This window comes from Streptomyces sp. NBC_01224, assembly GCF_036002945.1.
GTDB lineage: Bacteria > Actinomycetota > Actinomycetes > Streptomycetales > Streptomycetaceae > Streptomyces.
In genome coordinates, this window is record NZ_CP108529.1 from 1,803,013 (window position 1) to 1,826,637 (window position 23,625).

Here is a 23,625-nt window from a genome sequence, read left to right on the forward strand (position 1 = left end):
GAACGTCGTTCCCCGCCCGCTGCTCATCGCCGTCGCCACTGCCGTCATGGCCGTCTCCGTGCTCTCCGGCTGCTCGTCCGCCGGGTCCGCCGAGGGCGGACCGGAAGCCGGGCTCGGCGATCCGGCGAAGAAGGAGATCGCCATGCAGTTGGTCTCCAGCGCGGAGAACTCCTCACTCGACTGGAAGGCGCAGTACAAGTACATCGAGGACATCGACGACGGCCGCGGCTACACCGCGGGCATCATCGGCTTCTGTTCCGGCACCGGCGACATGCTGAAGGTCGTCGAGCGGTACGCGGCGGCGCGTCCCGGCAATCCGCTGGCACGGTTCCTCCCCGCCCTGCGCTCCGTACAGGGCAGCGATGCGCACGACGGGCTCGGCGGCCCGTTCACCGAGGCCTGGGCCGAGGCGGCCGCCGACCCCGCCTTCCGGTCGGCGCAGGACGCCGAGCGCGACCGGTCGTACTTCGACCCGGCGGTCGCCCGGGCCGAGGCGGACGGACTCGGCGCCCTGGGACAGTTCATCTACTACGACGCCTATGTGATGCACGGATACGGCGACACGGACGGCACGGTCGGCTTCCGTACGATCCGCCACGAGGCGATCGCCGCGGCCGCGCCACCGGCGCGCGGCGGGGACGAGGCGGCTTATCTGAACGCCTTCCTCGACGCCCGTGTCGCAGCGATCCGTAAGGAGCCCTCGCACTCCGACACCAGCCGGATCGAGACGGCTCAGCGGGTGTTCGTGAGGGAGGGCAGGTTCGGGTTGGAGACACCGCTGCGGTGGCGGGTGTACGGCGACGGTTACCGGATCGACGCCCGTTAAACCCGTGATCGACGGGCGCGGGAAGCGTCCGCCCCGCTGACTGCGTACGCCGGTGCACATGCCATTTGACCTGCGCTTTCACTCCTCCACGCAGGGTGATCCGGACCCGTGACCCGACGGTCTGCGGCTCCGTTGAGGCTGACGAACGGCACACGCGGATGTGGGCCGGAATACGGAGGAGAGTTCCGCATGATGAAGAAGATGATGCTGGCCGCGACGGTCCTGGCCGCCGGTCTGGGGCTGGCCCTCGGCCCTGTCGCCCAGGCCGTGCAGAGCCCGGCCGCCGCGCAGACGGCGAAGGCGCCGGCCGCGGTCTGCACCGTCAACGACAACGGGGTGAACTTCCGCGGCGGACCGGGATCCGAGTACCCGGTCCTGGGTCAGGTGAACCGGGGCCAGAACCTCAACTACCGCGGCCGGCAGGGCAACTGGATCATGGGTGACCTGTGGGGCGGCCCCACGGGCGTCTGGATCCACGCGGCCTACCTCGACTGCTGAGGACGGCGCACGTGTGACGTCGGTTCCCAAGACCTGGTTGTGGTCCTGGGAACCGACGTTGTCGTATGGGGAGTGTGCCGATGTCGATGCGGCCGAGTGGACCGGGTGGGGTTCCGGCGGAGACAGTGCGGGTCGCGCGGGCGGCCTGAGGTGCTGCACCGGCGCCGGGCCGAGCAGCAGACCACGCGGCGGAAAGAGCGTTACAAGATGCGCGCCGACGTCGAAGGCACAATTTCCCAGGGCGTTCGACGCTGTGGCCTACGCAGATCCCGCTACCGCGGGCTCGCCGGGACCAGCCGCCAGCACCGGCTCACCGGAGCAGCGATCAACCTTGCCCGCATCGACGCCCACCTCACCGACACACCCCGAGCCCGCACCCGCACAGGCCGCTTCGCAGCACTTCGTCCCGTCGGTCAAACGGCCGACGGGGCGAAGCAGGCCCGGAAACAACCAACAGCATCCGCCTTCCGCACGGTGCGGCCTGCCTGCGCCCCGGGACTCGTCCCCAACTCCCTTGTGTCGAAGGGGTGTACGACACTCGCTCCACTCTGATAGGAAAGCTTCCTAACAGAATGTTGGAACGACGAACTCCCTTTGGAGGACTGGTGCACACTCCCCACACACGCACCGCACGTCGCAACACCCGCTCCGTGCGCATCGCGGTCATCGCGGTCGGATTGACCCTCACGGCGATACCCGTCACGGCCTACGCCGGTGCCCCCACGCACCCGGCGGTACATCAGCAGACGGCGGTGGTTCAGCACGCCGCCGCCGCGACCGGGCTCGACGATCCGGCGAAGAAGGATATCGCCATGCAGCTGGTCTCCAGCGCGGAGAACTCCTCACTCAACTGGAAGGCCCAGTACAAGTACATCGAGGACATCGACGACGGCCGCGGCTACACCGCGGGCATCATCGGCTTCTGTTCCGGCACCGGCGACATGCTCGACCTCGTCGAGCTGTACACCCAGCGCAAGCCGGGCAACGTCCTCGCGAAGTACCTCCCCGCGCTGCGGAAGGTGGACGGCACCGATTCCCACAGCGGTCTCGACCCGAACTTCACCAAGGACTGGGCGACCGCCGCGTCCGACTCGGCGTTCAAGCAGGCGCAGAACGACGAGCGGGACCGGGTGTACTTCAACCCGGCGGTCAGCCAGGGCAAGGCCGACGGCATCGGCACGCTGGGCCAGTTCGCGTACTACGACGCCATCGTCATGCACGGCAACGGCGGCGACAGCACCAGCTTCGGCTCCATCCGCAAACGGGCCCTCTCGAAGGCGAAGCCGCCGGCCCAGGGCGGCAACGAAGTCACGTATCTCAACGCCTTCCTGGACGCCCGGGTCTGGGCGATGCAGCAGGAGGAGGCCCACTCGGACACCAGCCGGGTGGACACCGCTCAGCGGGTCTTCCTGAAGAAGGGCAATCTGAACCTGGATCCGCCGCTCGACTGGAAGGTGTACGGCGACAGCTACCACATCGGCTGACACACACCCGGGTCACGGCTGAGGCGCGTACGGCAGCACCCGTCGGGGTCTCCGTACGCGCCACAGCGCCCTGCCGGCCGAAGCCGGCTTCGGTCAGTGTGCGGCCACCGCAGCCGCTGCCGCCGGGCTCTGCTCCTGCGGCGACGGATCCGGATCCGGCTTCCTGCCGAGGTGGTTGAAGGCCAGGTTGAGCACGATCGCCACGACGCATCCGGTCGAGATCCCGGAGTCGAGCACGACGAGCGCATCCTTCGGGAACGCGTGGTAGAAGTCGGGTGCGGCGATCGGGATCAGGCCGATGCCCACGGCCGCTGCCACGATCAGCGCGTTCTCGCCCTTCTCCAACGCGGCGGTCGCCAGTGTCTGGATGCCGCTCGCGGCGACCGAACCGAAGAGCACGATGCCCGCGCCGCCGAGGACGGGCAGCGGGACGAGCGCGATGACGGATGCGGCCACGGGGACCAGCCCGAGCACTATCAGGATGCCGCCCCCCGCGGCCACCACGAAGCGGCTGCGGACCTTGGTCATCGCGACCAGCCCGATGTTCTGGGCGAAGGCACTGCACATGAAGCCGTTGAAGAGCGGGCTGATGGCGCTGCCCAGGGTGTCGGCGCGCAGGCCGCCCTCGATGGTCCGCTCGTCGGCCGGACGGTCCACGATCCTGCCGAGAGCCAGCATGTCCGCGGTGGACTCGGTCATGCAGACCAGCATCACGATGCACATGGATACAATCGCGGCGGCCTCGAACTGCGGTGCCCCGAAGTGGAACGGCGTCGGGAAGCCGACCAGGTCGGCGTCCTTGATGGCGCCGAAGTCGGTGATGCCGACCGGGATCGCGATCAGCGTGCCGACGACCAGTCCGAGCAGGATGGCGATCTGCTGGAGGAAGCCGCGCAGCAGTTTGCGCAGGGCGAGGACGATCACCAGCGTCACCGCGGCCATGGTGATGTTGGTCGTCGAGCCGTAGTCGCCGGCCGTGGCATTGCCGCCCTGGGACCAGTTGAAGGCGACCGGCAGCAGCGAGACGCCGATCAGCGTGATCACGGTGCCGGTGACGACGGGCGGGAAGAAGCGGACCAGCTTGCAGAAGTACGGGGCGAGCAGAAAGCCGAGCAGGCCGGCGACGATGATCGCGCCGAAGATGACGGCTATGCCGTCGTGTCCGCGGTCCTTTCCTATCGCCACCATCGGGGTCACCCCGGCGAACGAGACACCGTTGACGAACGGCAGCCGGGCACCGATGCGCCAGAAGCCGAGGGTCTGGAGCAGGGTGGCCAGGCCCGCGGTGAAAAGGCTCGCCCCCATCAGGAAGGCGGTCTCCTTGGGGGTGAGGCCCACGGCGGGTCCCAGAATCATCGGCGGGGCCACCACGCCCGCGTACATCGCGGCCACGTGCTGGAGGCCGCTGGTGAACATCCTCAGCGGGGGGAGTGTTTCGTCGACCGGGTGTTTCCGGTCTGCCGAGGCCGAATCGCGGGCGGGGGCGAGGTGGGGGTCGGCATCGGGTGCTGCGACTGCGTCGTTGCGAAACCTGGGCGTAGCTGCCACGGCGGTTCCTCCGGTCGGGTACACGTCTGCGGCGACGTGGGTGTCAGGGAGGTGGTGCAAGTGGTGCGTTGGTGCAGGTGGGGCAGGTCGTGCAGCTGGTGCGGGCAGCTTTCTTCGCCGGTACGGGGGCGCGTACATGCAGTACCCGCCCCCTGCACCGGTTGCCGTGGACCCCGCTCGGGTCCACGGCGGCCGGCCGAGGGCCGTCCCCCTCGGCCGGCCGGTATCGGGGGGTGCCCCGGAGCGTCAGGCTCCGGCGGCAATCTGCGCGAGGCGGCGGGCCTCGTCGCGGGTGGCGCGGGCGATGGCGTCCTCGTCCGCGGTGATCAGGTGGTTGCCCTCGACGACCGGCTTGCCGTTGACGAGGGAGAGGGTGACGGGGGCCGCGGCGCCGAAGACGAGTGCGGTCACCGGATCGGCGATGGAGGCGTGGGCGAGGGTGTCCAGTTTCCAGAGCACCAGGTCGGCGAGCTTGCCGGGCTCCAGGGAGCCGATCTGGTCGGCGCGGCCGAGTACCTGGGCGCCGCCGTACGTTCCCAGGCGCAGGGCCTGACGGGCGTTCAGGGCCTTCTCGCGGTGGGCGCCGAGGCGGTTGATGAGGAGGGCGTTGCGCAGTTCGGTGTGGAGTTCGCCGGACTCGTTGGAGGCGGTGCCGTCGACGCCGAGGCCGACCGGGACGCCCGCTGCGAGCATGTCGGGCACCCGGGCGATGCCCGCGGCGAGCCGGGCGTTGGACGAGGGGCAGTGCGCCACGCCCGTTCCGGTGCGGGCGAAGGCGGCGATGTCGGAGTCGTTCATATGGACGCAGTGCGCCATCCATACGTCGTCGCCGAGCCAGCCGGTCGACTCGAAGTAGTCGGTCGGGCCCATCCCGAACAGCTCGTGGCAGAACTTCTCCTCCTCCACGGTCTCCGATCCGTGGGTGTGCATGCGCACCCCCTTGCGGCGGGCCAGCTCGGCGCCCTGTCGCAGCAGTTCGGTGGAGATGGAGAACGGGGAGCAGGGTGCGACGGCGACCTGGGTCATCGCGTCGAACGAGGCGTGGTGGTGGGCGTCGATGGTCGCCTCGGTGCCGGCCAGCGCGCCGTCGAGGGTCTCCACGGCGAAGTCCGGCGGCAGCCCGCCGTCCTTCACGCTGCGGTCCATGGAGCCGCGGGCGAGGGTGAACCGTACGCCCATGTCACGGGCGGCCCCGATGATGGCGCCGGACAGATCGCCGGTCCCCTGCGGGTAGACGTAGTGGTGGTCCATGGCGGTGGTGACGCCGCCGCGGGCCATCATGGCGAGCGAGCCCTGCGCGGCTGCGCGGACCATCGGCTCGTCGATGCGCGCCCACGTCGGGTACAGCGCGACCAGCCAGTCGAACAGGTTGTGGTCGGTGGCGAGGCCGCGGGTGATCCACTGGTAGAAGTGGTGGTGCGTGTTGATCAGGCCGGGGGTGACCAGATGCCCGGTGCCGTCGATACGGCGTACGACTTCCTCCAGGCCCTGGGGTGCCCGGCCCGCGCCGACGGATTCGATGCGATTGCCCGCGACGACGACATGGCCCGAGGCGTACTCGGTGTCGTCGGCGTCGACGGTCGCGATCGAACAGTTCTCGATGACGATGCGTTCCATGTGCTCAGGAGCTGCCGATGCTGCCATGGTGCTTCCTCATTCTTTTCCGGCGATGTGGGCACGGCAGGACCCTAGGAGGATTTGAGTGCCACAGCCGGGCGGCCGTGGGTGCCGAGATGGTGGAAGAACAGATTGAGCAGGACCGCGACGAGCGCTCCGGCGCTGATGCCGGAGCCCAGGACGGTCTGGGCCCAGGACGGGAATCCCGCGTAGAAGCCGGGCGCGGCGAGCGGGATGATGCCCGCGCCGAGCGCCACGGCGACCAGGATGATGTTGGAGCTGTCGTCGAGTCCGGCCTCGGAGAGCGTACGGATGCCACTCACCGCGATCGAGCCGAACAGGACGATGCCGGCGCCGCCGAGCACGGGCATCGGCACGAGGGAGACGACCGCGCCGAGCACCGGGAAGGCGCCCAGGACCAGCAACGCACCGCCTGCGGCCGCGACGACATAGCGGCTGCGCACCTTTGTCAGTGACACCACGCCGACGTTCTGCGCGAAGGCGCTCGTCGGGAAGCCGCCGAAGACCGGGCCGAGCAGGGTGGCGATGCCGTCGGTACGCAGTCCTCGGGTGATGGTCCGGCCGTCGGTGCGCCGGCCGCAGATCTCGCCGAGCGCCAGCATTCCGGCGGAGGACTCGGTCATCAGGACGAGCATGACGATGCAGAGCGAGAGGATCGCGGCGGGCCGGAACTCGGGGGCGCCGAAGGCGAAGGGGGTGGGCAGGGCGGCGACCGGTGCGGACTTCAGCGCGGTGAAGTCGGCCAGTCCGAACGGGATCGCGGCCAGAGTGCCGATCAACATGCCCATCAGCAGGGCGACTTGCTTGAGGAAACCGCGTCCGAACCGCTGGATCAGCAGAATGACGACGAGCGTGAAGGCGGCCAGCGCGAGGTACTTCATCGCGCCGAAGTCAGCGGCGCTCTTGTCGCCGCCCTGCGCCCAGGAGACCGGGACGGGCATCAGGGTGACGCCGATGAGGGTGATGACGACGCCGGTGACCAGCGGCGGGAAGAATCGGAGCAGCCGGCCGAAGAACGGTCCGACGGCCAGGCAGAAGACTCCGGCCACGATCACCGCCCCGTAGATCGCTGGGAGTTGGTGGCCGGGCGCGGTGGTCTCGGCGATGGCGAGCATCGGGGCGATTCCGGCGGAGGAGGCGGCGTTGACGAACGGCAGCCGGTTCCCGGCGAAGCCGCCGACGCCCAGGGTCTGCAGGACGGTGGCGCAGCCGGCGATCAGGAGACTCGCCGCGATCAGCCGGGTCATGCCCGCCGGATCGAGGCCGACGGCCTGGCCGACAATGAGCGGAGGGGTGACGACGCCCGCGTACATGGCGGCGATGTGCTGGAGCGCGGCGGGGACGAGCCGCGAGGGGCGGAGCTTTTCGTCCACCGGGTGGACCGAGGTCTCCGGCGGGGTGGGACACGGGCCTTCTGCTTCTGTCGGCCCAAGTACAGGCTGTGTCATGGAAGTTCCCTCCGGTCCGGCCGGACCCCGCCCGGCTGTGTGCGGGCGGGGACCGGATCGGCGCCGCGTCAGAGGTTGGTCATGTCGACCGGAATCTGCGGCTCGACTCCGTCCCGCAGCACGGTGGCCTCGATCAGGCCGTACGGGCGGTCCGCCGCGAAGTAGACAGCGCTGTCATCGGTATCGTTCTTGAGGCCGAACGGCTCCAGGTCCACCAAGAAGTGATGCTTGTTCGGCAGCGAGAAGCGGATCTCGTCGACCTCGCTGCGGCTGTTGATGATGCGCGAGCCCATCTGGTACAGGGTCTGCTGCAAAGAGAGCGAGTACGTCTCGGCGAAGGCCTGGAGCATGTGCTTGCGCGTCTGCTCGTAGGACTTCTCCCAGTTCGGCATCCGCACGTCGTCACTGGTCCAGTTGTACCGCCACTTGGCGGAGACCTCGGTCGCGAGAATGCGGTCGTACGCCTCCTTGAGCGTCGTGTACTTGTCCTTGACATAGCCCCAGAACTCGGAGTTGGTGGAGTTCATCACCACGAGGTCCTTGAGCCCCGAGATGATCTGCCACTTCTCTCCGTCGAACGTGATCTGGGTGGTGCGCGTCTCCTGGCCCTTGCGTACGAAGGAGTGCTTGACCTCGTCGGCGCCGATGAACTGTGAGTTGGCGTCCGAGGTGGCGATGCGCTCCCAGGCGTACTCCTCGATCCGGATCCTGGCCGTCCTGATCGGCTCCTGCGACGTCACGAAGTGGCGGGCGAGGTGAATGCCGAACTGTTCGGCCGACTCGATGCCGTGTTCCTTGGCGAACGCGTACACCGTGTTCTTGGTGGTGTCGGTCGGCAGGACGTGGGCGTTGGAGCCGGAGTAGTGGACATCCTCCATGTCTCCGGAGAGGGCCACCGAGACGTTCAGGTCCTTGATGTGATGGGTGTCGCCGTCCCGCGTGATCCTGACGACGCGGTTCTCTGCTTTGCCGTACTGGTTCTGGCCGAGAATCACAGGGCGGGGGCGGTGGGAATCGGCGGTCATGTCGGTGCTAGCTCCCTCGGTAAACGGAGTAGCCGAACGGGTTGAGCAGCAGCGGTACGTGATAGTGCTCGCCCGGCCTGACGGCGAAAGTGATCGCCACCTCCGGGAAGAACGCACCGCTGTCCCTTACGCGGGGGGCGTCCTGCTGCGCCTCGGCTTGCTTCTTGGAGAAGTACGTCTCGACCTCGAAGTCGAGTCGTACGTGAGTTGTGCCTTCCGGCAGTGCCGGCAGGTCCTTGCACCGCCCGTCCGCGTCGGTCGCGGAGCCGCCGAGCGCCACCCAGGCGGCTGCCGGGCCCGAGCGGGCCGCGAGCGAGACGGCGACACCCTCGGCGGGGCGTCCGACGCTGGTGTCCAGGATGTGCGTGGACACCGATGCGGTGGTTTCGGTGCTCATCAGTCCTTGTCCTCTTCCACGAGACGGGTCAGCCGGATTCGGTTGATCTTCCCGAGTTCGGTGCGCACGATGTCGCGCTCCTGCTCGGGAGAGTTCCCGATCCGGGACTTCACCGCGTCGCGCATCTGCTCACCGGTGGCTCCGGTGGCGCAGATCAGGAAGACATGTCCGAACCGCTCCTGGTAGGCCAGGTTCAGTTCGAGCATCTCGGCCTTGAGTTCCTCGGTGGCGTCCGCCATCCCCCGCTGTTCACGGGAGGAGGTCGGGTCTCCGGGCTTCGGGCGGCCGATCGGCGGGTGACCGGCCATCGCATCGGCCAGATCCTCCGGGGTCAGCGCGGCCGTGGCGGCGTCACCGGCGAGGAGGAGGGCTTGTGCGGTGGCGTACGGGCGTCGGGAGAGGATCGCTCTCCCCCATGCCGCACTGGCACACACCTCGTGCAACGCGGCGGCGGCCTCGTCGTCCGCCAGGGTGTTGAACCGGGCGAGGCCCGGTGTGGAGCTCGAAGTCACGGGAGCCTCCGTGGCTGTTTTCGCTGTGCGTCTCTTCGCGTCGCGTCGGTCGGGCTGCGGATAGCTAACGCCCTCCACAACACCACGTCAACACTTTGTTGAAATTACGCGAATGTAAAAGGCCGTCGCCCGATGCTCCGGACGACGGCCTTCCGTGGCCTTCCCCTGCCTTCGCTCACCTACGGCTTCAACTACTCGCCTTTGGCGGCATTTTCCCTGTTGAGGTAGTTGTAGACGGTGAAGCGGCTGACCCCCAGCGCACCCGCCACCGTCTCCACGCCGTGCCGTACGGAGAAGGCACCGCGCGCCTCCAGGGTTCGCACCACCGACTGCTTGGCCTTGCGGTCGAGCTCGGCGAGCGGCATGCCGTGCCGTCGCTCCATGGCGGCCAGGATGTGGTCGAGCGATTCCGAGAGCTGGGGCAGCCGGACGGCTATGACGTCCTCGCCCTCCCAGGCCAGCACGACGTCGTCGGCCTGCGCCTGCTCGGGCCCGAGCAGTTCGGCGCCCATGGCGTCGACGAGCGGCTTGACCGCGGTGACGAGGGGGTGGTCCGCCGGTTCGGTCACTTCGAGTCCTCCCCGATGACGTTGACCTGGAGCGACACCCGGGTGGCACCCGATGCCAGAGCGCTGCGCAGCAAGGAGTCCACCGCGGTGAGCACCTGGTCCGCGCCGCCCTCCGCCGTGTTGCCGAAGGGGCCGACGTCCACTGCGTCCAGGTCGGCTGTCTGGATGACCTCGCGGGCCACGACCGCGTGGGCGGGCGCCTCGTCGAGATCGAAGGGCTCGGTGGTGAACTCCACTCTCAAGCGCACTGTGCCTCCCTCATGCGTTCGCCACGTCTTCGTGAACCCGCGGCTCGGGCCCGACCCTAACCGACGGGTGCGGGGGCCGTCCGGTGACGGTTTCACCCTCAATCGCCGGCCGGGCTCGTACTCCGGTACGGGAGCACGCAGACGGCTACCGGGGCGGGGCAGGTGTCACCGGTGCGGGTCAGGCAGCCACTGCGGGCATCGACCCGGAACACCGTCACCGTGCTGGACCTCTGGTTCGCTGCGAAGAGCAGCTTCCCGTCCGGCGAGAAGGCGATCTGCCGGGGGAAGTCGCCGCCGACGGGCACCGTGTCGAGCAGCCGCAGTACGGCGCCGTCGTCCTCGACGGCGTATCGCGTCAGGCTGTTGTGGCCCCGGTTGGCGAGGTAGGCGAACCGGCCGTCGCCGGTGACCAGGAACTGCGCGGGATAGCTGGTGCCGGCATCGGTCCCGGTGGGCTGCGGGGCGCCCAGGGACAGGGTGCCGGTGGCCGGGTCGTAGCCGCAGACGACCGCGGTGTTGTCGACCTCGCAGGCCAGGTAGGCAAAGCGGCCACCCGGGTGAAATGTGATGTGCCGCGGTCCGGCCCCTGGGCGCAGGGCCGCGCGGGAGACCTGGTCGAGCGTGCCGCGGTTCTCGTCGAGCCGGTACGTGTACACGGAGTCGTTGCCCAGATCCACGGCAAGGATGTGGCCGCCGTCCGGGGTGGTGACGATCTGGTGGGCGTGCGGCCCGTCCTGGCCGGGGCCGGGGGGCGGCGCGGTGTGGGCGACCAGGTCCGTGCGCTCCCCCAGCGAGCCGTCGCCCCGGATGGGGTGCACCACGACGCTGCCGGAGGTGTAGTTCGCGGTGAGCAGCCACCTTCCCGTGGGGTGGACGGAGAGATGGGTGGGCCCCGCCCCGCCCGTGCTGCGGGTTCCCAGCACCCGGTGGCCGCCGTCCGGTGACAGGGCGACGGCCGTCACCCCGCCCCGGTCCTGCTCGTCGACTGCGTACACGGTGGCGCCCGAGGGGTGCATGGCCAGGTACGAGGGGTTGTCGACGCCGGTGATCGCGGGGCCGGCGGAGATCGCCCCAGTTGTGGTGTCGTACGAGGCCGTGCCGATTCCCTTACCGCCGCCCTCGGCCGAGGTGTACGTACCGAGCAGCAGCTGCCGGGGGGTGCGCGGGCGCGAACCGGCCATGGGTGCGGGGTCCGGCGCGGGCCGGGGAGAGCCGGGCAGCGCGGGGGCCACGGTCAGGGCGGCACCGGCGAACAGGGCTCCGAGGACGGTGCGCCGGCTGGTGGCGTGGTTCATGCGAGGCACCTCGTGTGGGGGTCGGCTGCATCGGATGCACCAGCCACCCTGACCCGCCCCGCACCCCTTCAGCAAGCGGCGCAATTCCGGTTGCACCTTGCACAACCCGCACGAAGGCACCCGGCCGAATTCCGGGCACCCCCTTGACAGCTCTCCCAGCTCCGGGCAATCTTCCGTTGTGTAGAAACTAACTTCCGCAATACGGAAGGAGCGCCGAAACCCTCATGGGCTACCCGGACCAGCGCTTCGATGTGAACCTTTCGATCCTCTTCACGGAACTCCCGCTCCTGGAGCGCCCCGCGGCCGCCGCCGCGGCCGGCTTCACCGCGGTCGAGCTGTGGTGGCCATGGATCGAGACCCCCACTCCGCCTCAGGCCGAGCTCGACGCCCTCAAGAAGGCGCTCGAGGACGCAGGCACCCAGTTGGTGGGGCTGAACTTCTACGCCGGACAGCTGCCCGGCCCCGACCGCGGCGCGCTCTCCGTGCCCGGCTCGGAGTCGGACCGCTTCCGCGCCAATATCGAGGTGGCGGCCGGCTTCGCCGCCTCGGTCGGCTGCAAGGCGCTCAACGCGCTCTACGGCAACCGCGTCGACGGTGTGGACCCGGCCGTGCAGGACGAACTCGCCCTGGAGAACCTGGTCGTCGCCGCCCGGACGGCCGACCGGATCGGGGCGGTCCTGCTGATCGAGACCCTCAACAAGCCGGAATCGCCGCGCTACCCCCTGGCGAGCGCACCGGCCGGGATCGAGATCGTCGACAAGGTCAACGCGGCGACGGGGCTCGGGAACGCGAAGTTCCTGCTGGACCTGTACCACCTCTCGATGAACGGCGAGGACCTCGGCCAGGTCATCACGGCGTACGCCGACAAGACCGGCCACGTCCAGATCGCCGACAACCCGGGGCGCGGCGCGCCAGGCACCGGCTCGCTCCCGCTGGAGCAGCTCCTCGACGAGCTGACGAAGGCCGGTTACGACGGCTGGGTCGGCCTGGAGTACAAGCCGGGCGACCGGCCGAGCGCCGAGGCCTTCGAGTGGCTCCCGGCCACCGCGCGGGCCGCCCGCTGAGGGCGGCGAACTCCCCCTCGTACACACGCTTATCGGAAGGCACCCTCATGAGCAACAACCTCCCCAAGGTTGCATGGATCGGGCTCGGCATCATGGGCTCCCCCATGTCCGAGAACCTGATCAAGGCCGGGTACGACGTCACCGGTCACACCCTGGAGCAGGAGAAGATCGACCGGCTGGTCGCGGCCGGCGGCACGGGCGCGAGCTCGATCGCCGAGGCGGTCCGGGACGCCGATGTCGTCATCACGATGGTGCCCGCCTCCCCGCAGGTCGAGGCCATCGCGTACGGCCCCGACGGCATCCTGGAGAACGTGAAGCGCGGCGCGCTGCTGATCGACATGTCTTCGATCACCCCGCAGACCTCCGTGGACCTCGCGAAGAACGCGAAGGACAAAGACATCCGGGTGCTGGACGCCCCGGTGTCCGGCGGCGAGGCCGGTGCGATCGAGGCCGTGCTGTCGATCATGGTCGGCGGCGAGCAGCCCGACTTCGACGCGGCGCAGCCGATCCTCCGGGCGCTCGGCAGGACCATTGTTCTGTGCGGTCCGCACGGCTCCGGCCAGACGGTGAAGGCCGCCAACCAGCTGATCGTCGCGGTCAACATCCAGGCGTGCGCCGAAGCGGTCGTCTTCCTGGAGAAGTCCGGGGTCGACCTCTGCGCCGCGCTCGACGTGCTGAACGGCGGGCTGGCCGGCTCGACCGTGCTGACCCGCAAGAAGGACAACTTCCTGAAGCGGGACTTCGCGCCGGGCTTCCGGATCGACCTGCACCACAAGGACATGGGCATCGTCACCGACGCCGCCCGCAATGTCGGTGCCGCACTGCCCGTCGGCTCCGTGGTCGCGCAACTCGTCGCCTCGCTGCGCGCACAGGGCGACGGCGGCCTGGACCACTCGGCACTGCTGCGCTCGGTCGAGCGCCTGTCGGGGCAGCCCGTCCGGGCCTGACCGGTCCGGCCCGGATCGGCCACCCCGATCGGCCACCCAGAGACTTCCGGATGGCGTCGGCGCTGACACCTGTCCTGTCGCGCCCAGGCGTCGGCGCCGTCCGGAACACAGACTCCAAACTTCAACAAACTGTTGACGTCTGGTTCGGGGCGTATTTACGCTCCTGGAGCCTCAAGCCGTCGCAGTTCAGTAGCTCAGCAGCTCCCGTACGGAAGGTCGCCCCGACACCATGACGCAGCGTGTGCTTACGACCGAGTCAGGCGCCCCGATCGCCGACAACCAGAACTCCGCCACCGCCGGCGTCGGTGGCCCGATCCTCCTCCAGGACCAGCACCTGCTGGAGAAGCTGGCCCGCTTCAACCGGGAGCGCATACCGGAGCGCGTGGTCCACGCCCGCGGCTCCGGCGCGTACGGCTACTTCGAAGTGACCGACGACGTCACCGCCTTCACCCGCGCCGACTTCCTCTCCGCGGTCGGCAAGCGCACCGAGACGTTCATCCGCTTCTCCACCGTGGCCGACTCGCTGGGCGGCGCGGACGCCGTGCGCGACCCGCGCGGCTTCGCCCTCAAGTTCTATACAAACGAGGGAAATTACGACCTGGTCGGCAACAACACCCCGGTGTTCTTCATCAAGGACCCGATCAAGTTCCCCGACTTCATCCACTCGCAGAAGCGCGACCCGTTCACGGGCCGTCAGGAGCCGGACAACGTATGGGACTTCTGGGCCCACGCACCCGAAGCGACGCACCAGGTCACCTGGCTGATGGGTGACCGCGGCATCCCCGCCTCGTACCGCCACATGAACGGCTACGGCTCGCACACGTACCAGTGGACGAACGCCGCGGGCGAGGCCTTCTTCGTCAAGTACCACTTCAAGACCAACCAGGGTGTGCGCTCCCTCTCCAGCGAGCAGGCCGCCGAACTCGCGGGCAAGGACGGCAACTCGCACCAGACGGACCTGCTGCAGGCCATCGAGCGCGGGGTGAACCCGTCCTGGACGCTGTACGTGCAGGTCATGCCGGCCGCCGAGGCCGCGGACTACCGCTTCAACCCGTTCGACCTGACCAAGGTGTGGCCGCACAGCGACTACCCGCTGCAGCGGGTGGGCCGGCTGGTCCTCGACCGCAACCCGGACAATGTGTTCGCCGAGGTCGAGCAGGCCGCGTTCTCCCCGAACAACTTCGTGCCCGGCATCGGTCCGTCCCCGGACAAGATGCTCCAGGGCCGGCTTTTCGCCTACGCGGACGCGCACCGCTACCGGCTGGGCGTCAACCACACACAGCTCCCGGTGAACGCGCCGCGCACCGCCGTCGTCGACAACTACGGCCGCGACGGACTGCACGCCACGCGCAACGGTGCGCGCCACGACAAGAACTACGAGCCCAACTCGTACGCGGGCCCCGCCCAGACCGGCGCGGCACTCTCCGCCCCGCTCGCGATCCACGGCTGGACCGGCACCCACGAAGCGCCCGCCCACACCAAGGACGACGACTTCTTCCAGGCGGGCGAGCTGTACCGGCTGATGTCCGAGGACGAGAAGGGCCGGCTGGTCGCCAACATCGCCGGGGGGCTGTCCCAGGTGACCCGCGACGACGTGATCGAGAAGAACCTCGCCCACTTCCACGCCGCCGATGCCGACTACGGCAAGCGCGCGGAGGAGGCCGTCCGCGCCCTGCGCGAGGACTGAGCCTCCCACTGAATCCTGCTCGCGCCGTGTACCCGGATGAGGGGTGTCACACGGCGCGGGCAGGACGAGGTCGCGGCGGTTGTGCGACGCCAGTGCGGTGGTGGGGGCCCGGGGTCTCCCGTCTCCTGACCTGAAGGAGATGGGGCTTCGGGCCCGATCGCCGCCGCCGCGACCCCTGTTCTGCTTCACCCGTGCCAGGGCGCGGAGTACGGATACGGTCCCGTGCTCCGCGCCCTTCTCGGCGTTTCCGGCTGCGCCCGCGGTGCCGGCCCCCGCCACAGGGGTTCCCCCCTCACATTCCGGCCGGGCCGGAGAACGCCCATGGCCCCCGCCCCCGACTGTCGGGAGCGGGGGCCACGGGCGGGCCGGCAGGTCGTCAGGACGTCATGAGCGGGCGGATCGCGGTCGGTGCGTGGGACGGGTCCGTCGCGATGTCCTCGAACTCGTTGACGGACGCGATGTCCGTACCGCTCATCGCGATGTTCGTCACGCGCTCCAGGATCGCCTCGACCACCACCGGGACCCGGAACTCCGCAGCCAGCTTCTTCGCCTCCTCGAAGGCCGGCAGCAGCTGTTCCGGCTCGGTGACGCGGATCGCCTTGCAGCCCAGGCCCTCGACGACCTTGACGTGATCGACGCCGTAGACGCCGATCTCCGGCGAGTTGAGGTTCTCGAACTCCAGGTTGACCTGGAAGTCGATGTCGAAGTTGCGCTGCGCCTGGCGGATCAGCCCCAGGTAGGAGTTGTTCACCAGGACATGGACGTACGGGATGCGGTGCTGCGCACCGACGGCCAACTCCTCCAGCATGAACTGGAAGTCGTAGTCGCCGGAGAGCGCGACGACGGAGCCGTCCGGGTCGGCCGTGGCGACGCCCAGCGCGGCCGGGATGGTCCAGCCGAGCGGGCCCGCCTGTCCGCAGTTGATCCAGTGGCGTGGCCGGTAGACGTGCAGCATCTGAGCACCGGCGATCTGGGAGAGGCCGATCGTGGTGACGTACCGGGTCTCGGGGCCGAAGGCCCGGTTCATCTCCTCGTACACCCGCTGCGGTTTCAGCGGCACGTTGTCGAAGTGCGTACGGCGCTGCAGCCCGGCCCGGCGTTCCTGGGTGGACGCGGCCCACTCCGAGCGGTCCTTGAGCTTTCCGGCCGCCTTCAGCTCGCGCGCCACCTCGACGAACAGTTCCAGCGCGGCCTTGGCGTCGGAGACGATGCCGAGGTCGGGGGCGAAGATCTTGCCGAGCTGGGTGGGCTCGATGTCCACGTGGACGAAGGTGCGGCCCCGGGTGTAGACGTCCAGCTTGCCGGTGTGGCGATTGGCCCAGCGGTTGCCGATGCCGAGGACGAAGTCGGACTCCAGGAAGTTCGCGTTGCCGTAGCGGTGCGAGGTCTGCAGGCCGACCATGCCTGCGTTCAGAGCGTGGTCGTCGGCGATGACGCCCCAGCCCATCAGGGTCGGGACGACCGGGACGCCCGTCAACTCGGCGAATTCCACCAGGAGTTCGGATGCGTCGGCATTGATGACGCCGCCGCCCGCGACGAGCAGCGGGCGCTCGGAGGCGTTCAGCATCTCCAGGGCTCGCTCGATCTGCTTGCGGGTCGCGGCGGGCTTGTGCACCGGCAGCGGCTCGTACAGGTCCGGGTCGAACTCGATCTCGGTGAGCTGGACATCGATGGGCAGGTCGATGAGGACCGGGCCGGGGCGGCCGGTGCGCATCAGGTGGAAGGCCTGCTGGAAGACACCCGGGACCTGGGCGGCTTCGAGGACGGTCGTCGCGGCCTTGGTGACGGGCGCCGCGATCGAGGCGATGTCGACCGCCTGGAAGTCCTCCTTGTGGAGCACGGCGGTCGGGGCCTGCCCGGTGATGCAGAGGATGGGAATGGAGTCGGCAATGGCGGAGTAGAGGCCGGTGATCATGTCGGTGCCGGCCGGTCCCGACGTACCGATGCAGACGCCGATGTTGCCCGGGCACGCCCGGGTGTAGCCCTCCGCCATGTGGGAGGCGCCCTCGACATGGCGGGCGAGCGTGTGATGAACCCCGCCGGAGGCCTTGAGGGCCGCGTAGAAGGGGTTGATCGCCGCGCCCGGCACACCGAACGCGTTGCTGACGCCTTCGCGCTTGAGGATCTCAACTGCCACTCGGGCAGCGGTCATTCGAGGCATTGAGTGCTCCTGCTCGGACCTGGTGGAGTCGGGCTCTGTCGCGCCACCTGAGAGCACCAATTCCGTATTGATTCCGCATTACGGAAACTTGATTCTGTTATACGGAAGTCAATCTAAAGTGCGGCCGGATGACCGTCAAGAGAGTGGGCGTGGGGCGGCCGATACGCGCACCGGTCCACGAAATACGCCAAGTCACTCCCCAGGTCCTCGCTCTTGGTGGACCATGGGCATACGGAGCGGAGTCGGCCCGCGTCCGTCGGCGCCGGCGCGCTTCGGTGCGCCGAGGTGGCCCCGTCGCCGGGGCACGCAGCCGGGGCCGGAGGGAGTTCATGGTGGAGTCGGTGCCGGTACGCTGCCCGGCCTGCCGCCGCGACCACACGTACAGCACGCCGGCCTATCCCTGCCCGTGCGGTGCGCCGAGCGCCCCGCCCGTGCTGCGCGGCGCCCCGGTCGTACCGATCACGCACCGCACCTGGAACGACGACTGGGTGACGGTGCGCTGCCGCACCTGCGGGCGCCGCGACCAGTGGCCGCAACCGGAGCTGTGCTGCCCGTGCGGGACGGTGCTGCGGATACCGGTCCGGCCGGTGACGGAAACCGACAGCATCCCCGGACCCTCCGACGGGGCCCGGCCCGACCGGCCGTCCCACATTCCGCTGCCGCGTACGGCGCCGCCGCCCCGGCCGGCGTTCCGGTCCCTGCCGATCCGTACCGCACACGATGCGGTCGCGAGCGCCGCCCTGTATCTGAAGTGGCTGGGCTACCAGGATGTCGTACAGCCGGCGGAACGCTCCCCCGCGCGGATCGATCTGCGGGCCACCGGGCTGATCGCCCAGGTCGACGCGGTCTCCCGGCCGACCGTCCTGCGCGACGTCGAGTGCCTCTGGCTGAACACGCTGAGCGCATCGCTCACGAGCGTGTTCTTCTCGCTCGCGGGGTACACGCAGGACGCCGAAGCGCGCGCGGACGGCCTCGGCATCCCGCTGTTCGTCATGGATCGCACGGGAACGCCACAGCCGGTCAACAGCCCGGCGGACGAGCTGATCAGCACCGGCGCCTGAGACCGGCCGGCACATGGGGCGCCCCCCACGTGCCGGTCGGTCCGCACCCCGCCCGGGGCGCCATACTGGCCGTATGCGTATCCGTACCGCCCGCCGCTCCGATCTTCCGCTGCTTCAGGACATCGAGCGCGCCGCCGGCGAACCGTTCCGCGCGCTCGGTATGTCCGCCATCGCGGATGACGATCCCCCGCCGCTCGGACTGCTGGACGACTACCGCCGGGCCGGCCGGGCCTGGGTGGCCGCCGACCCCGAAGACCGCCCGGTCGGCTATTTGATCGCCGACCTGGTCGACGGCGCGGCCCACATCGAACAGGTCTCCGTCCATCCGTCCGCCGCACGGCGCGGCCTGGGCAGCACGCTCATCGACCACCTCACCGGGTGGGCGCACGAGCGGCAGCTGGGCGCGCTGACGCTGACGACCTTCTCGCACGTCCCGTGGAACGCGCCGTACTACGCCCGCCTCGGCTTCCGCACGCTGGGCGAGGCCGAACTGACCGACGGGCTGAGGAAGATCAGGGCGGAGGAGGCGGAACACGGCCTGGACCGCTGGCCGAGGGTCTGCATGCGGCGCGAGATCCCGCACGCCGGGCACGACCCGCACCTCAGCGGAACCGACCGACAACAGTGAGTGCAATCGGTCACGTTCGGGCCGAGGGCCACAAATGTTCGGCCGGTTGTCAGTGTCGGGCCTTAAGGTAGGGAACATGGCTTTAACTCCACGGCACACACCACCTGTCGACCCGCCGCGCACGACCCGAGCGACGTCCTCGTCCGCCGCCGAGGCGAACGAGGCGATACGGGCCCTGGTCGACGCGCGCGCCGGACAGGACTGGTCCTCCGTGGAGTCCGCCGCCTACGAAGTGCTGCTGATCGAATGGGCGGCCGCGACCCGGGGCGTTGCCGGCGACATCATCGAGGCCGCCTGACAACGCCCGGGGCGATCCGGTCCTACTGCCCGTAGCCCTCCCGCAGTTCGACCTTCCTGACCTTCCCGCTGACCGTCATCGGGAAGGTCTCCAGGATCTGCAGCCACCGCGGGATCTTGTAGTGCGCCAGCTGTCCACGGCAGTAGCCCGTCACCTCTTCCAGAGTCGGCGGGTTCGCCGGGTCCCTCGGGATGACGCAGGCCAGGATCTCTTCGCCGTAGGTGTTGTCCGGTATGCCCACCACCTGCACATCCGCGATCTTCGGGTGGCCGTAGAGGAACTCTTCGATCTCCCGCGGATATACGTTCTCCCCGCCGCGGATGATCATGTCCTTGATCCGGCCGACGATCTGTACGTAGCCGTCCTCCCGCATCACCGCGAGGTCCCCGGTGTGCATCCAGCGGCCCGCGTCGATCGCCTCCGCGGTGCGCTCGGGCTGTTCCCAGTAGCCGAGCATCACGCTGTAGCCGCGGGTGCAGAGTTCGCCCGCCGCACCGCGCTCCAGGGTCACGCCGGTCACCGGGTCGACGACCTTGACCTCGATGTGCGGCATGACGCGGCCGACGGTGCCGGTGCGGCGCTCCAGGTCGTCGTCGCGGCGGGTCTGGGTGGAGACCGGAGAGGTCTCCGTCATGCCGTAGCAGATGGACACCTCGTCCATGTGCATCTCGGCGACGACCCGCTTCATCACCTCGACCGGGCAGGGCGATCCGGCCATGATGCCGGTGCGCAGCGAGGAGAGGTCGTACGAGGCGAAGTCGGGGAGGTTCAACTCCGCGATGAACATGGTGGGGACGCCGTAGAGCGAAGTGCAGTGCTCCTGTTGAACGGCGGCGAGCACGGCGGCGGCCTCGAAGGCGGGGGCCGGGATCACGATGCAGGCACCGTGCGAGGTGATGCCGAGGTTGCCCATGACCATGCCGAAGCAGTGGTAGAAGGGGACGGGCAGACAGACCCGGTCCTGTTCGGTGTAGGCGACCAGCTCCCCCACGAAGTAGCCGTTGTTGAGGATGTTGTGGTGGGAGAGGGTGGCACCCTTGGGGAAGCCGGTGGTGCCGGAGGTGTACTGGATGTTGATCGGGTCGTCGCAGGACAACTCAGCTTCGCGGGCCGCGAGTTGCCCGTCAGTCACGGATTCGGACGCAGCCAGCAGCCTGTCCCAGGACGGGTCGCCGATGTAGTGCACGGCGCGCAGGTCGGGGCAGCCCGCGCGGACCTGGTCGACCAGGGCGCGGAAGTCACTGGTGCGGTGCGAGAGCGAGGAGACCATCAGCGAGATCCCGGCCTGCTTCAGCACGTACTCCAGCTCGTGCGCCCGGTAGGCCGGGTTGATGTTGACCATGACGGCGCCGATGCGGGCGGTGGCGTACTGCACGAGCACCCACTCGGGGCAGTTGATCGCCCAGATCCCGACCCGGTCCCCCTTGGCCACGCCCGATGCCATCAGCGCACGCGCCAGCTCGTCGACCGCCGCGCCGAATTCGGCGTACGTCCAGCGTCGCCCCGATACGACGTCGACGAGCGCCTCGCGCTCACCGAACGCCTCGATGGCGCGGTCGAGATTGCGTCCGATGGTGTCACCGAGCAGCGCCGTGGTGCCCGTGCCGTGCGCGTAGGACAGCTCGCTCATCGCAGATCCCCCTCGTCGTACTCGGTGCCGGTGCCCTGGGCCGTGCGCTCGCGCAGCTCGATGCGACGGATCTTGCCGGAGACGGTCTTGGGCAGCTCGGCGAACTCCAGCCGCCGGACCCGCTTGTACGGGGCGAGGACCGCCCGGGAGTGCTCGAACAGCACCTTTGCCGTGTCCGGACCGGGCTCCCAGCCCTCCGCGAGCACGATGTACGCCTTCGGCACCGCGAGCCGTACCGGATCGGGGGCCGGGACGACGGCGGCCTCGGCGACCGCCTCGTGCTCCAGCAGGGCGCTCTCCAGCTCGAACGGCGAGATCTTGTAGTCGGATGCCTTGAAGACATCGTCGGCGCGGCCTACGTAGGTGATGTAGCCGTCCTCGTCGCGGGAGCCGATGTCACCGGTGCGGTAGAAACCGCCCGCCATGGCCTCGGCGGTCCGGTCCGGGTCACCGTGGTAGCCGGTCATCAGACCCACCGGACGGTCCGACAGATCGAGGGAGATCTCGCCCTCGGCCGCGCCGGGCTCACCGGTGACCGGGTCGAGCAGCTCGACCTTGAAGCCGGGGCTGGGCCGGCCCATCGACCCGGCCTTCAGCAGCTGGCCCGGGGTGTTGGCGACCTGGACGGCGGTCTCCGTCTGGCCGAAGCCGTCCCGGATGGTGACGCCCCAGGTGCGCCGCACCGTCTCGATGACCTCCGGGTTCAGCGGCTCACCGGCCGCGACGACCTCGCGCGGCGGGGTCTTCAGCTGGGAGAGGTCGGCCTGGATCAGCATCCGCCAGACGGTGGGCGGGGCACAGAAGCTGGTGACGCCCGAGCGGTCCATCTCGGCCATCAGCCGGCCCGCGTCGAAGCGGGTGTAGTTGAAGATGAAGACGGTCGCCTCGGCGCTCCAGGGCGCGAAGAGATTCGACCAGGCGTGCTTGGCCCAGCCGGGCGAGGAGATGTTGAGGTGGACGTCCCCGGGCTTGAGGCCGATCCAGTACATCGTCGACAAGTGGCCCACGGGATAGGAGACATGGGTGTGCTCGACGAGCTTGGGGCTGGCGGTCGTACCGGAGGTGAAGTAGAGCATCAGCGGCTCGTCGGCGTCGGTCTCCCGGTCCGCCCCGAAGGTCTCCGGCCGATCGTCGGCGCCGGTGTACGACAGCCAGCCGGGCACGTCGGCGCCGACCGAGATCCGGGTGTAGTCGCCGGGCACCTCGTCGAACTTGGCGGTGTCGGTGTCCCGTACCAGGACGTGCCGGACCCGGCCACGCTCCACCCGGTCGCGCAGATCGACCGGGCCGAGGAGCGGGGTGGCGGGGATGACGACGGCGCGCAGCTTCATCGCGGCCAGCGCCGTCTCCCACAGCTCGACCTGGTTGCCGAGCATCACGAGGATGCGGTCCCCGGCCCGTACCCCCTGGGCGCGAAGCCAGTTCGCGGCCTGGTTGGAGCGGGCGGACATCCGGGCGAAGGACACCTCGGTGCGGCCGCCGTCCTCCTCCACGATGTGCAGGGCGGTGCGGTCGTTGTTCTCGGCGATGGCGTCGAACCAGTCGAGCGCCCAGTTGAAATGGTCGGTCCGGGGCCAGCGGAAGCCCTCGTAGGCCGCGTGGTAGTCCTCGCGGTGCTGCAGCAGAAAGTCCCGGGCGGCCCGGAACGTCTCCGTCGCGCTGATTGCCGACATGTGCCCTCCTCATTGCGGACCGGACCGGTCACTTAACATCATGTAAACAGTGACCCAGGTCTCACCACCCCCGAACGGGGGTGCAGCAGGCGGAGGCTGCCGAGCCTCCGGAGCCGGGCAGAGAGGCGTCAACGTGCCGGAATCCGTCGATGCGGTCGAGATGCAGACAGCGCTGCTGCGGCTGCGCCGGACCAGTGGGCTGCCCGTGGCCTTCGGCGGGCTGCTCTCGGATGCCCGGCACGCCCGGATCGCCGAGCTGAACGGGGCGCAGACCGCCGCCCTGCGCGGTCTTGTCATCTCGGCGGGCAGCGGGCTCGGCGGCAAGTCGATCGCCCTGTCCCGGCCGTGCGCGGTGACCGACTACCGCTCCTCGCGCCACATCAGCCACGAGTACGACATGGCGGTGGCGGCGGAGGGCCTGCGCTCGGTGGTCGCGGTGCCCGTCGTCGTACGGCGCAAGGTGCGCGGTGTGCTGTACGGGGCGCTGCGCGAGCCGGTCTCGCTCGGGGACCGTACGTTCGACGCGGCGGTCGCCGCTGCCCGCGATGTGGAACAGGCCCTGGTCGTACGGGACGAGGTGCAGCAGCTCCTGGCCGTGACCCGGGAACAGGTCACGGACCCGAGGGCCGCGCCGGAGGCATGGGAGGACGTCCGCGAGGCCCATCGTGAACTGCGTGCCCTGGTGCCGAAGGTCGTGGACCCGGCGCTGCGCGACGAGTTGCTCTCGGTGTGCGGACGGCTCGCCTCGGCGACCGGTGCCCGCGCGCCGCAGCCCTGCGGGGTGCACCTGGCGCCGCGCGAGGTGGACGTGCTGGCCTGTGTGGCGGCGGGGACGACGAACGCCGGGGCGGGGGAACGGCTGGGGCTGCGGCCGGAGACGGTGAAGGGGTATCTGCGTTCGGCGATGCGCAAGCTGGGTGCGCACACACGTCTCGAGGCGGTAGTGGCGGCGCGGCGGGCGGGGCTGCTGCCGTAGCGCTACGGCGGG

Annotated in this window: 22 protein-coding genes and 1 pseudogene; 11 read left to right on the forward strand and 12 right to left on the reverse strand. The window is 69.4% G+C overall.

Features of this window, described 5'->3' with window-relative positions; all coding sequences use genetic code 11:
• Positions 1 to 46: 46 nt before the first annotated feature.
• The 4 genes and pseudogenes from OG609_RS07475 to OG609_RS07490 all read left to right on the forward strand — a co-directional run bounded on the left by OG609_RS07475 (position 47) and on the right by OG609_RS07490 (position 2,808).
• Complete coding sequence (locus OG609_RS07475) at positions 47 to 826, forward strand: chitosanase (protein ID WP_390094525.1); 780 nt, start codon at positions 47 to 49, stop codon at positions 824 to 826.
• 189 nt (positions 827 to 1,015) lie between these two features.
• Positions 1,016 to 1,324, forward strand: coding sequence for an SH3 domain-containing protein (locus tag OG609_RS07480; protein WP_327272067.1), 309 nt, complete (start codon positions 1,016 to 1,018; stop codon positions 1,322 to 1,324).
• Positions 1,325 to 1,477: 153 nt separating this feature from the next.
• Positions 1,478 to 1,759: pseudogene (locus tag OG609_RS07485) on the forward strand (transposase); the annotation flags it as partial.
• Between the two features lie 170 nt (positions 1,760 to 1,929).
• Positions 1,930 to 2,808, forward strand: coding sequence for a chitosanase (locus OG609_RS07490; RefSeq protein WP_327272068.1), 879 nt, complete (start codon positions 1,930 to 1,932; stop codon positions 2,806 to 2,808).
• A gap of 93 nt (positions 2,809 to 2,901) precedes the next feature.
• Here OG609_RS07490 and OG609_RS07495 read toward each other — a convergent pair whose 3' ends face one another.
• From OG609_RS07495 to OG609_RS07535, 9 genes are all read right to left on the reverse strand, one after another.
• Positions 2,902 to 4,356 (reverse strand): nucleobase:cation symporter-2 family protein, encoded by a 1,455-nt coding sequence (locus tag OG609_RS07495; RefSeq protein ID WP_327272069.1) that lies wholly within the window; start codon positions 4,354 to 4,356, stop codon positions 2,902 to 2,904.
• Between the two features lie 246 nt (positions 4,357 to 4,602).
• Complete coding sequence (locus tag OG609_RS07500; RefSeq protein WP_327272070.1) at positions 4,603 to 6,000, reverse strand: 8-oxoguanine deaminase; 1,398 nt, start codon at positions 5,998 to 6,000, stop codon at positions 4,603 to 4,605.
• Positions 6,001 to 6,044: 44 nt separating this feature from the next.
• Positions 6,045 to 7,442, reverse strand: coding sequence for a nucleobase:cation symporter-2 family protein (locus OG609_RS07505; RefSeq protein ID WP_327272071.1), 1,398 nt, complete (start codon positions 7,440 to 7,442; stop codon positions 6,045 to 6,047).
• Positions 7,443 to 7,510: 68 nt separating this feature from the next.
• Positions 7,511 to 8,467 carry a factor-independent urate hydroxylase gene (gene pucL / locus OG609_RS07510; protein ID WP_327272072.1) on the reverse strand — a complete coding sequence of 319 codons (957 nt, stop codon included), beginning with the start codon at positions 8,465 to 8,467 and terminating at the stop codon, positions 7,511 to 7,513.
• A gap of 7 nt (positions 8,468 to 8,474) precedes the next feature.
• Positions 8,475 to 8,864, reverse strand: coding sequence for a hydroxyisourate hydrolase (uraH, locus tag OG609_RS07515; RefSeq protein ID WP_327272073.1), 390 nt, complete (start codon positions 8,862 to 8,864; stop codon positions 8,475 to 8,477).
• Positions 8,864 to 9,376, reverse strand: a complete 513-nt coding sequence (gene uraD, locus OG609_RS07520; RefSeq protein ID WP_327272074.1) for a 2-oxo-4-hydroxy-4-carboxy-5-ureidoimidazoline decarboxylase — start codon at positions 9,374 to 9,376, stop codon at positions 8,864 to 8,866. The genes uraH and uraD overlap by 1 nt, the downstream gene beginning before the upstream one ends.
• A 191-nt stretch (positions 9,377 to 9,567) precedes the next feature.
• The gene (locus tag OG609_RS07525) at positions 9,568 to 9,945 is read right to left on the reverse strand and encodes a helix-turn-helix domain-containing protein (RefSeq protein WP_093895924.1); all 378 of its coding nucleotides are present in this window, start codon (positions 9,943 to 9,945) and stop codon (positions 9,568 to 9,570) included.
• On the reverse strand, positions 9,942 to 10,193 hold the full coding sequence (locus OG609_RS07530; RefSeq protein WP_327272075.1) for a hypothetical protein: 252 nt from the start codon (positions 10,191 to 10,193) through the stop codon (positions 9,942 to 9,944). Before OG609_RS07530 ends, OG609_RS07525 begins: the two co-directional genes overlap by 4 nt.
• A gap of 98 nt (positions 10,194 to 10,291) precedes the next feature.
• On the reverse strand, positions 10,292 to 11,488 hold the full coding sequence (locus OG609_RS07535) for a lactonase family protein (protein WP_327272076.1): 1,197 nt from the start codon (positions 11,486 to 11,488) through the stop codon (positions 10,292 to 10,294).
• A gap of 224 nt (positions 11,489 to 11,712) precedes the next feature.
• Between OG609_RS07535 and OG609_RS07540 the strand changes: the two genes are divergently transcribed.
• From OG609_RS07540 to OG609_RS07550, 3 genes are all read left to right on the forward strand, one after another.
• On the forward strand, positions 11,713 to 12,552 hold the full coding sequence (locus OG609_RS07540) for a TIM barrel protein (RefSeq protein WP_327272077.1): 840 nt from the start codon (positions 11,713 to 11,715) through the stop codon (positions 12,550 to 12,552).
• A gap of 47 nt (positions 12,553 to 12,599) precedes the next feature.
• Positions 12,600 to 13,499: a 2-hydroxy-3-oxopropionate reductase gene (locus tag OG609_RS07545; RefSeq protein WP_327272078.1), complete on the forward strand. Its 900-nt coding sequence runs from the start codon at positions 12,600 to 12,602 to the stop codon at positions 13,497 to 13,499.
• A gap of 229 nt (positions 13,500 to 13,728) precedes the next feature.
• Positions 13,729 to 15,186, forward strand: coding sequence for a catalase (locus OG609_RS07550; RefSeq protein ID WP_327272079.1), 1,458 nt, complete (start codon positions 13,729 to 13,731; stop codon positions 15,184 to 15,186).
• A gap of 376 nt (positions 15,187 to 15,562) precedes the next feature.
• On the opposite strand, the gene gcl is transcribed toward OG609_RS07550, so the two are convergent.
• Positions 15,563 to 17,338 (reverse strand): glyoxylate carboligase, encoded by a 1,776-nt coding sequence (gcl, locus tag OG609_RS07555; protein WP_327272080.1) that lies wholly within the window; start codon positions 17,336 to 17,338, stop codon positions 15,563 to 15,565.
• Positions 17,339 to 17,679: 341 nt separating this feature from the next.
• Between gcl and OG609_RS07560 the strand changes: the two genes are divergently transcribed.
• The 3 genes from OG609_RS07560 to OG609_RS07570 all read left to right on the forward strand — a co-directional run bounded on the left by OG609_RS07560 (position 17,680) and on the right by OG609_RS07570 (position 19,334).
• Entirely contained in the window at positions 17,680 to 18,408 is a 729-nt protein-coding gene (locus OG609_RS07560; protein ID WP_327277968.1) for a hypothetical protein, read from the forward strand.
• A 73-nt stretch (positions 18,409 to 18,481) separates the two neighbouring features.
• A complete protein-coding gene (locus tag OG609_RS07565; RefSeq protein ID WP_327272081.1) occupies positions 18,482 to 19,036 on the forward strand; it encodes a GNAT family N-acetyltransferase in 555 nt (184 codons plus the stop codon).
• Between the two features lie 76 nt (positions 19,037 to 19,112).
• The gene (locus tag OG609_RS07570) at positions 19,113 to 19,334 is read left to right on the forward strand and encodes a hypothetical protein (RefSeq protein ID WP_327272082.1); all 222 of its coding nucleotides are present in this window, start codon (positions 19,113 to 19,115) and stop codon (positions 19,332 to 19,334) included.
• A 22-nt stretch (positions 19,335 to 19,356) separates the two neighbouring features.
• Here the strand turns inward: OG609_RS07570 and OG609_RS07575 are convergent, their stop codons facing one another.
• Both OG609_RS07575 and OG609_RS07580 read right to left on the reverse strand, forming a co-directional pair.
• The gene (locus OG609_RS07575) at positions 19,357 to 20,964 is read right to left on the reverse strand and encodes an AMP-binding protein (RefSeq protein WP_327272083.1); all 1,608 of its coding nucleotides are present in this window, start codon (positions 20,962 to 20,964) and stop codon (positions 19,357 to 19,359) included.
• Positions 20,961 to 22,637, reverse strand: coding sequence for an AMP-binding protein (locus tag OG609_RS07580; RefSeq protein ID WP_327272084.1), 1,677 nt, complete (start codon positions 22,635 to 22,637; stop codon positions 20,961 to 20,963). The genes OG609_RS07575 and OG609_RS07580 overlap by 4 nt, the downstream gene beginning before the upstream one ends.
• A 133-nt stretch (positions 22,638 to 22,770) precedes the next feature.
• Here OG609_RS07580 and OG609_RS07585 point away from each other — a divergent pair, with 133 nt between their 5' ends.
• Positions 22,771 to 23,613 carry a response regulator transcription factor gene (locus OG609_RS07585; RefSeq protein WP_327272085.1) on the forward strand — a complete coding sequence of 281 codons (843 nt, stop codon included), beginning with the start codon at positions 22,771 to 22,773 and terminating at the stop codon, positions 23,611 to 23,613.
• The last annotated feature ends 12 nt before the right edge of the window (positions 23,614 to 23,625 follow it).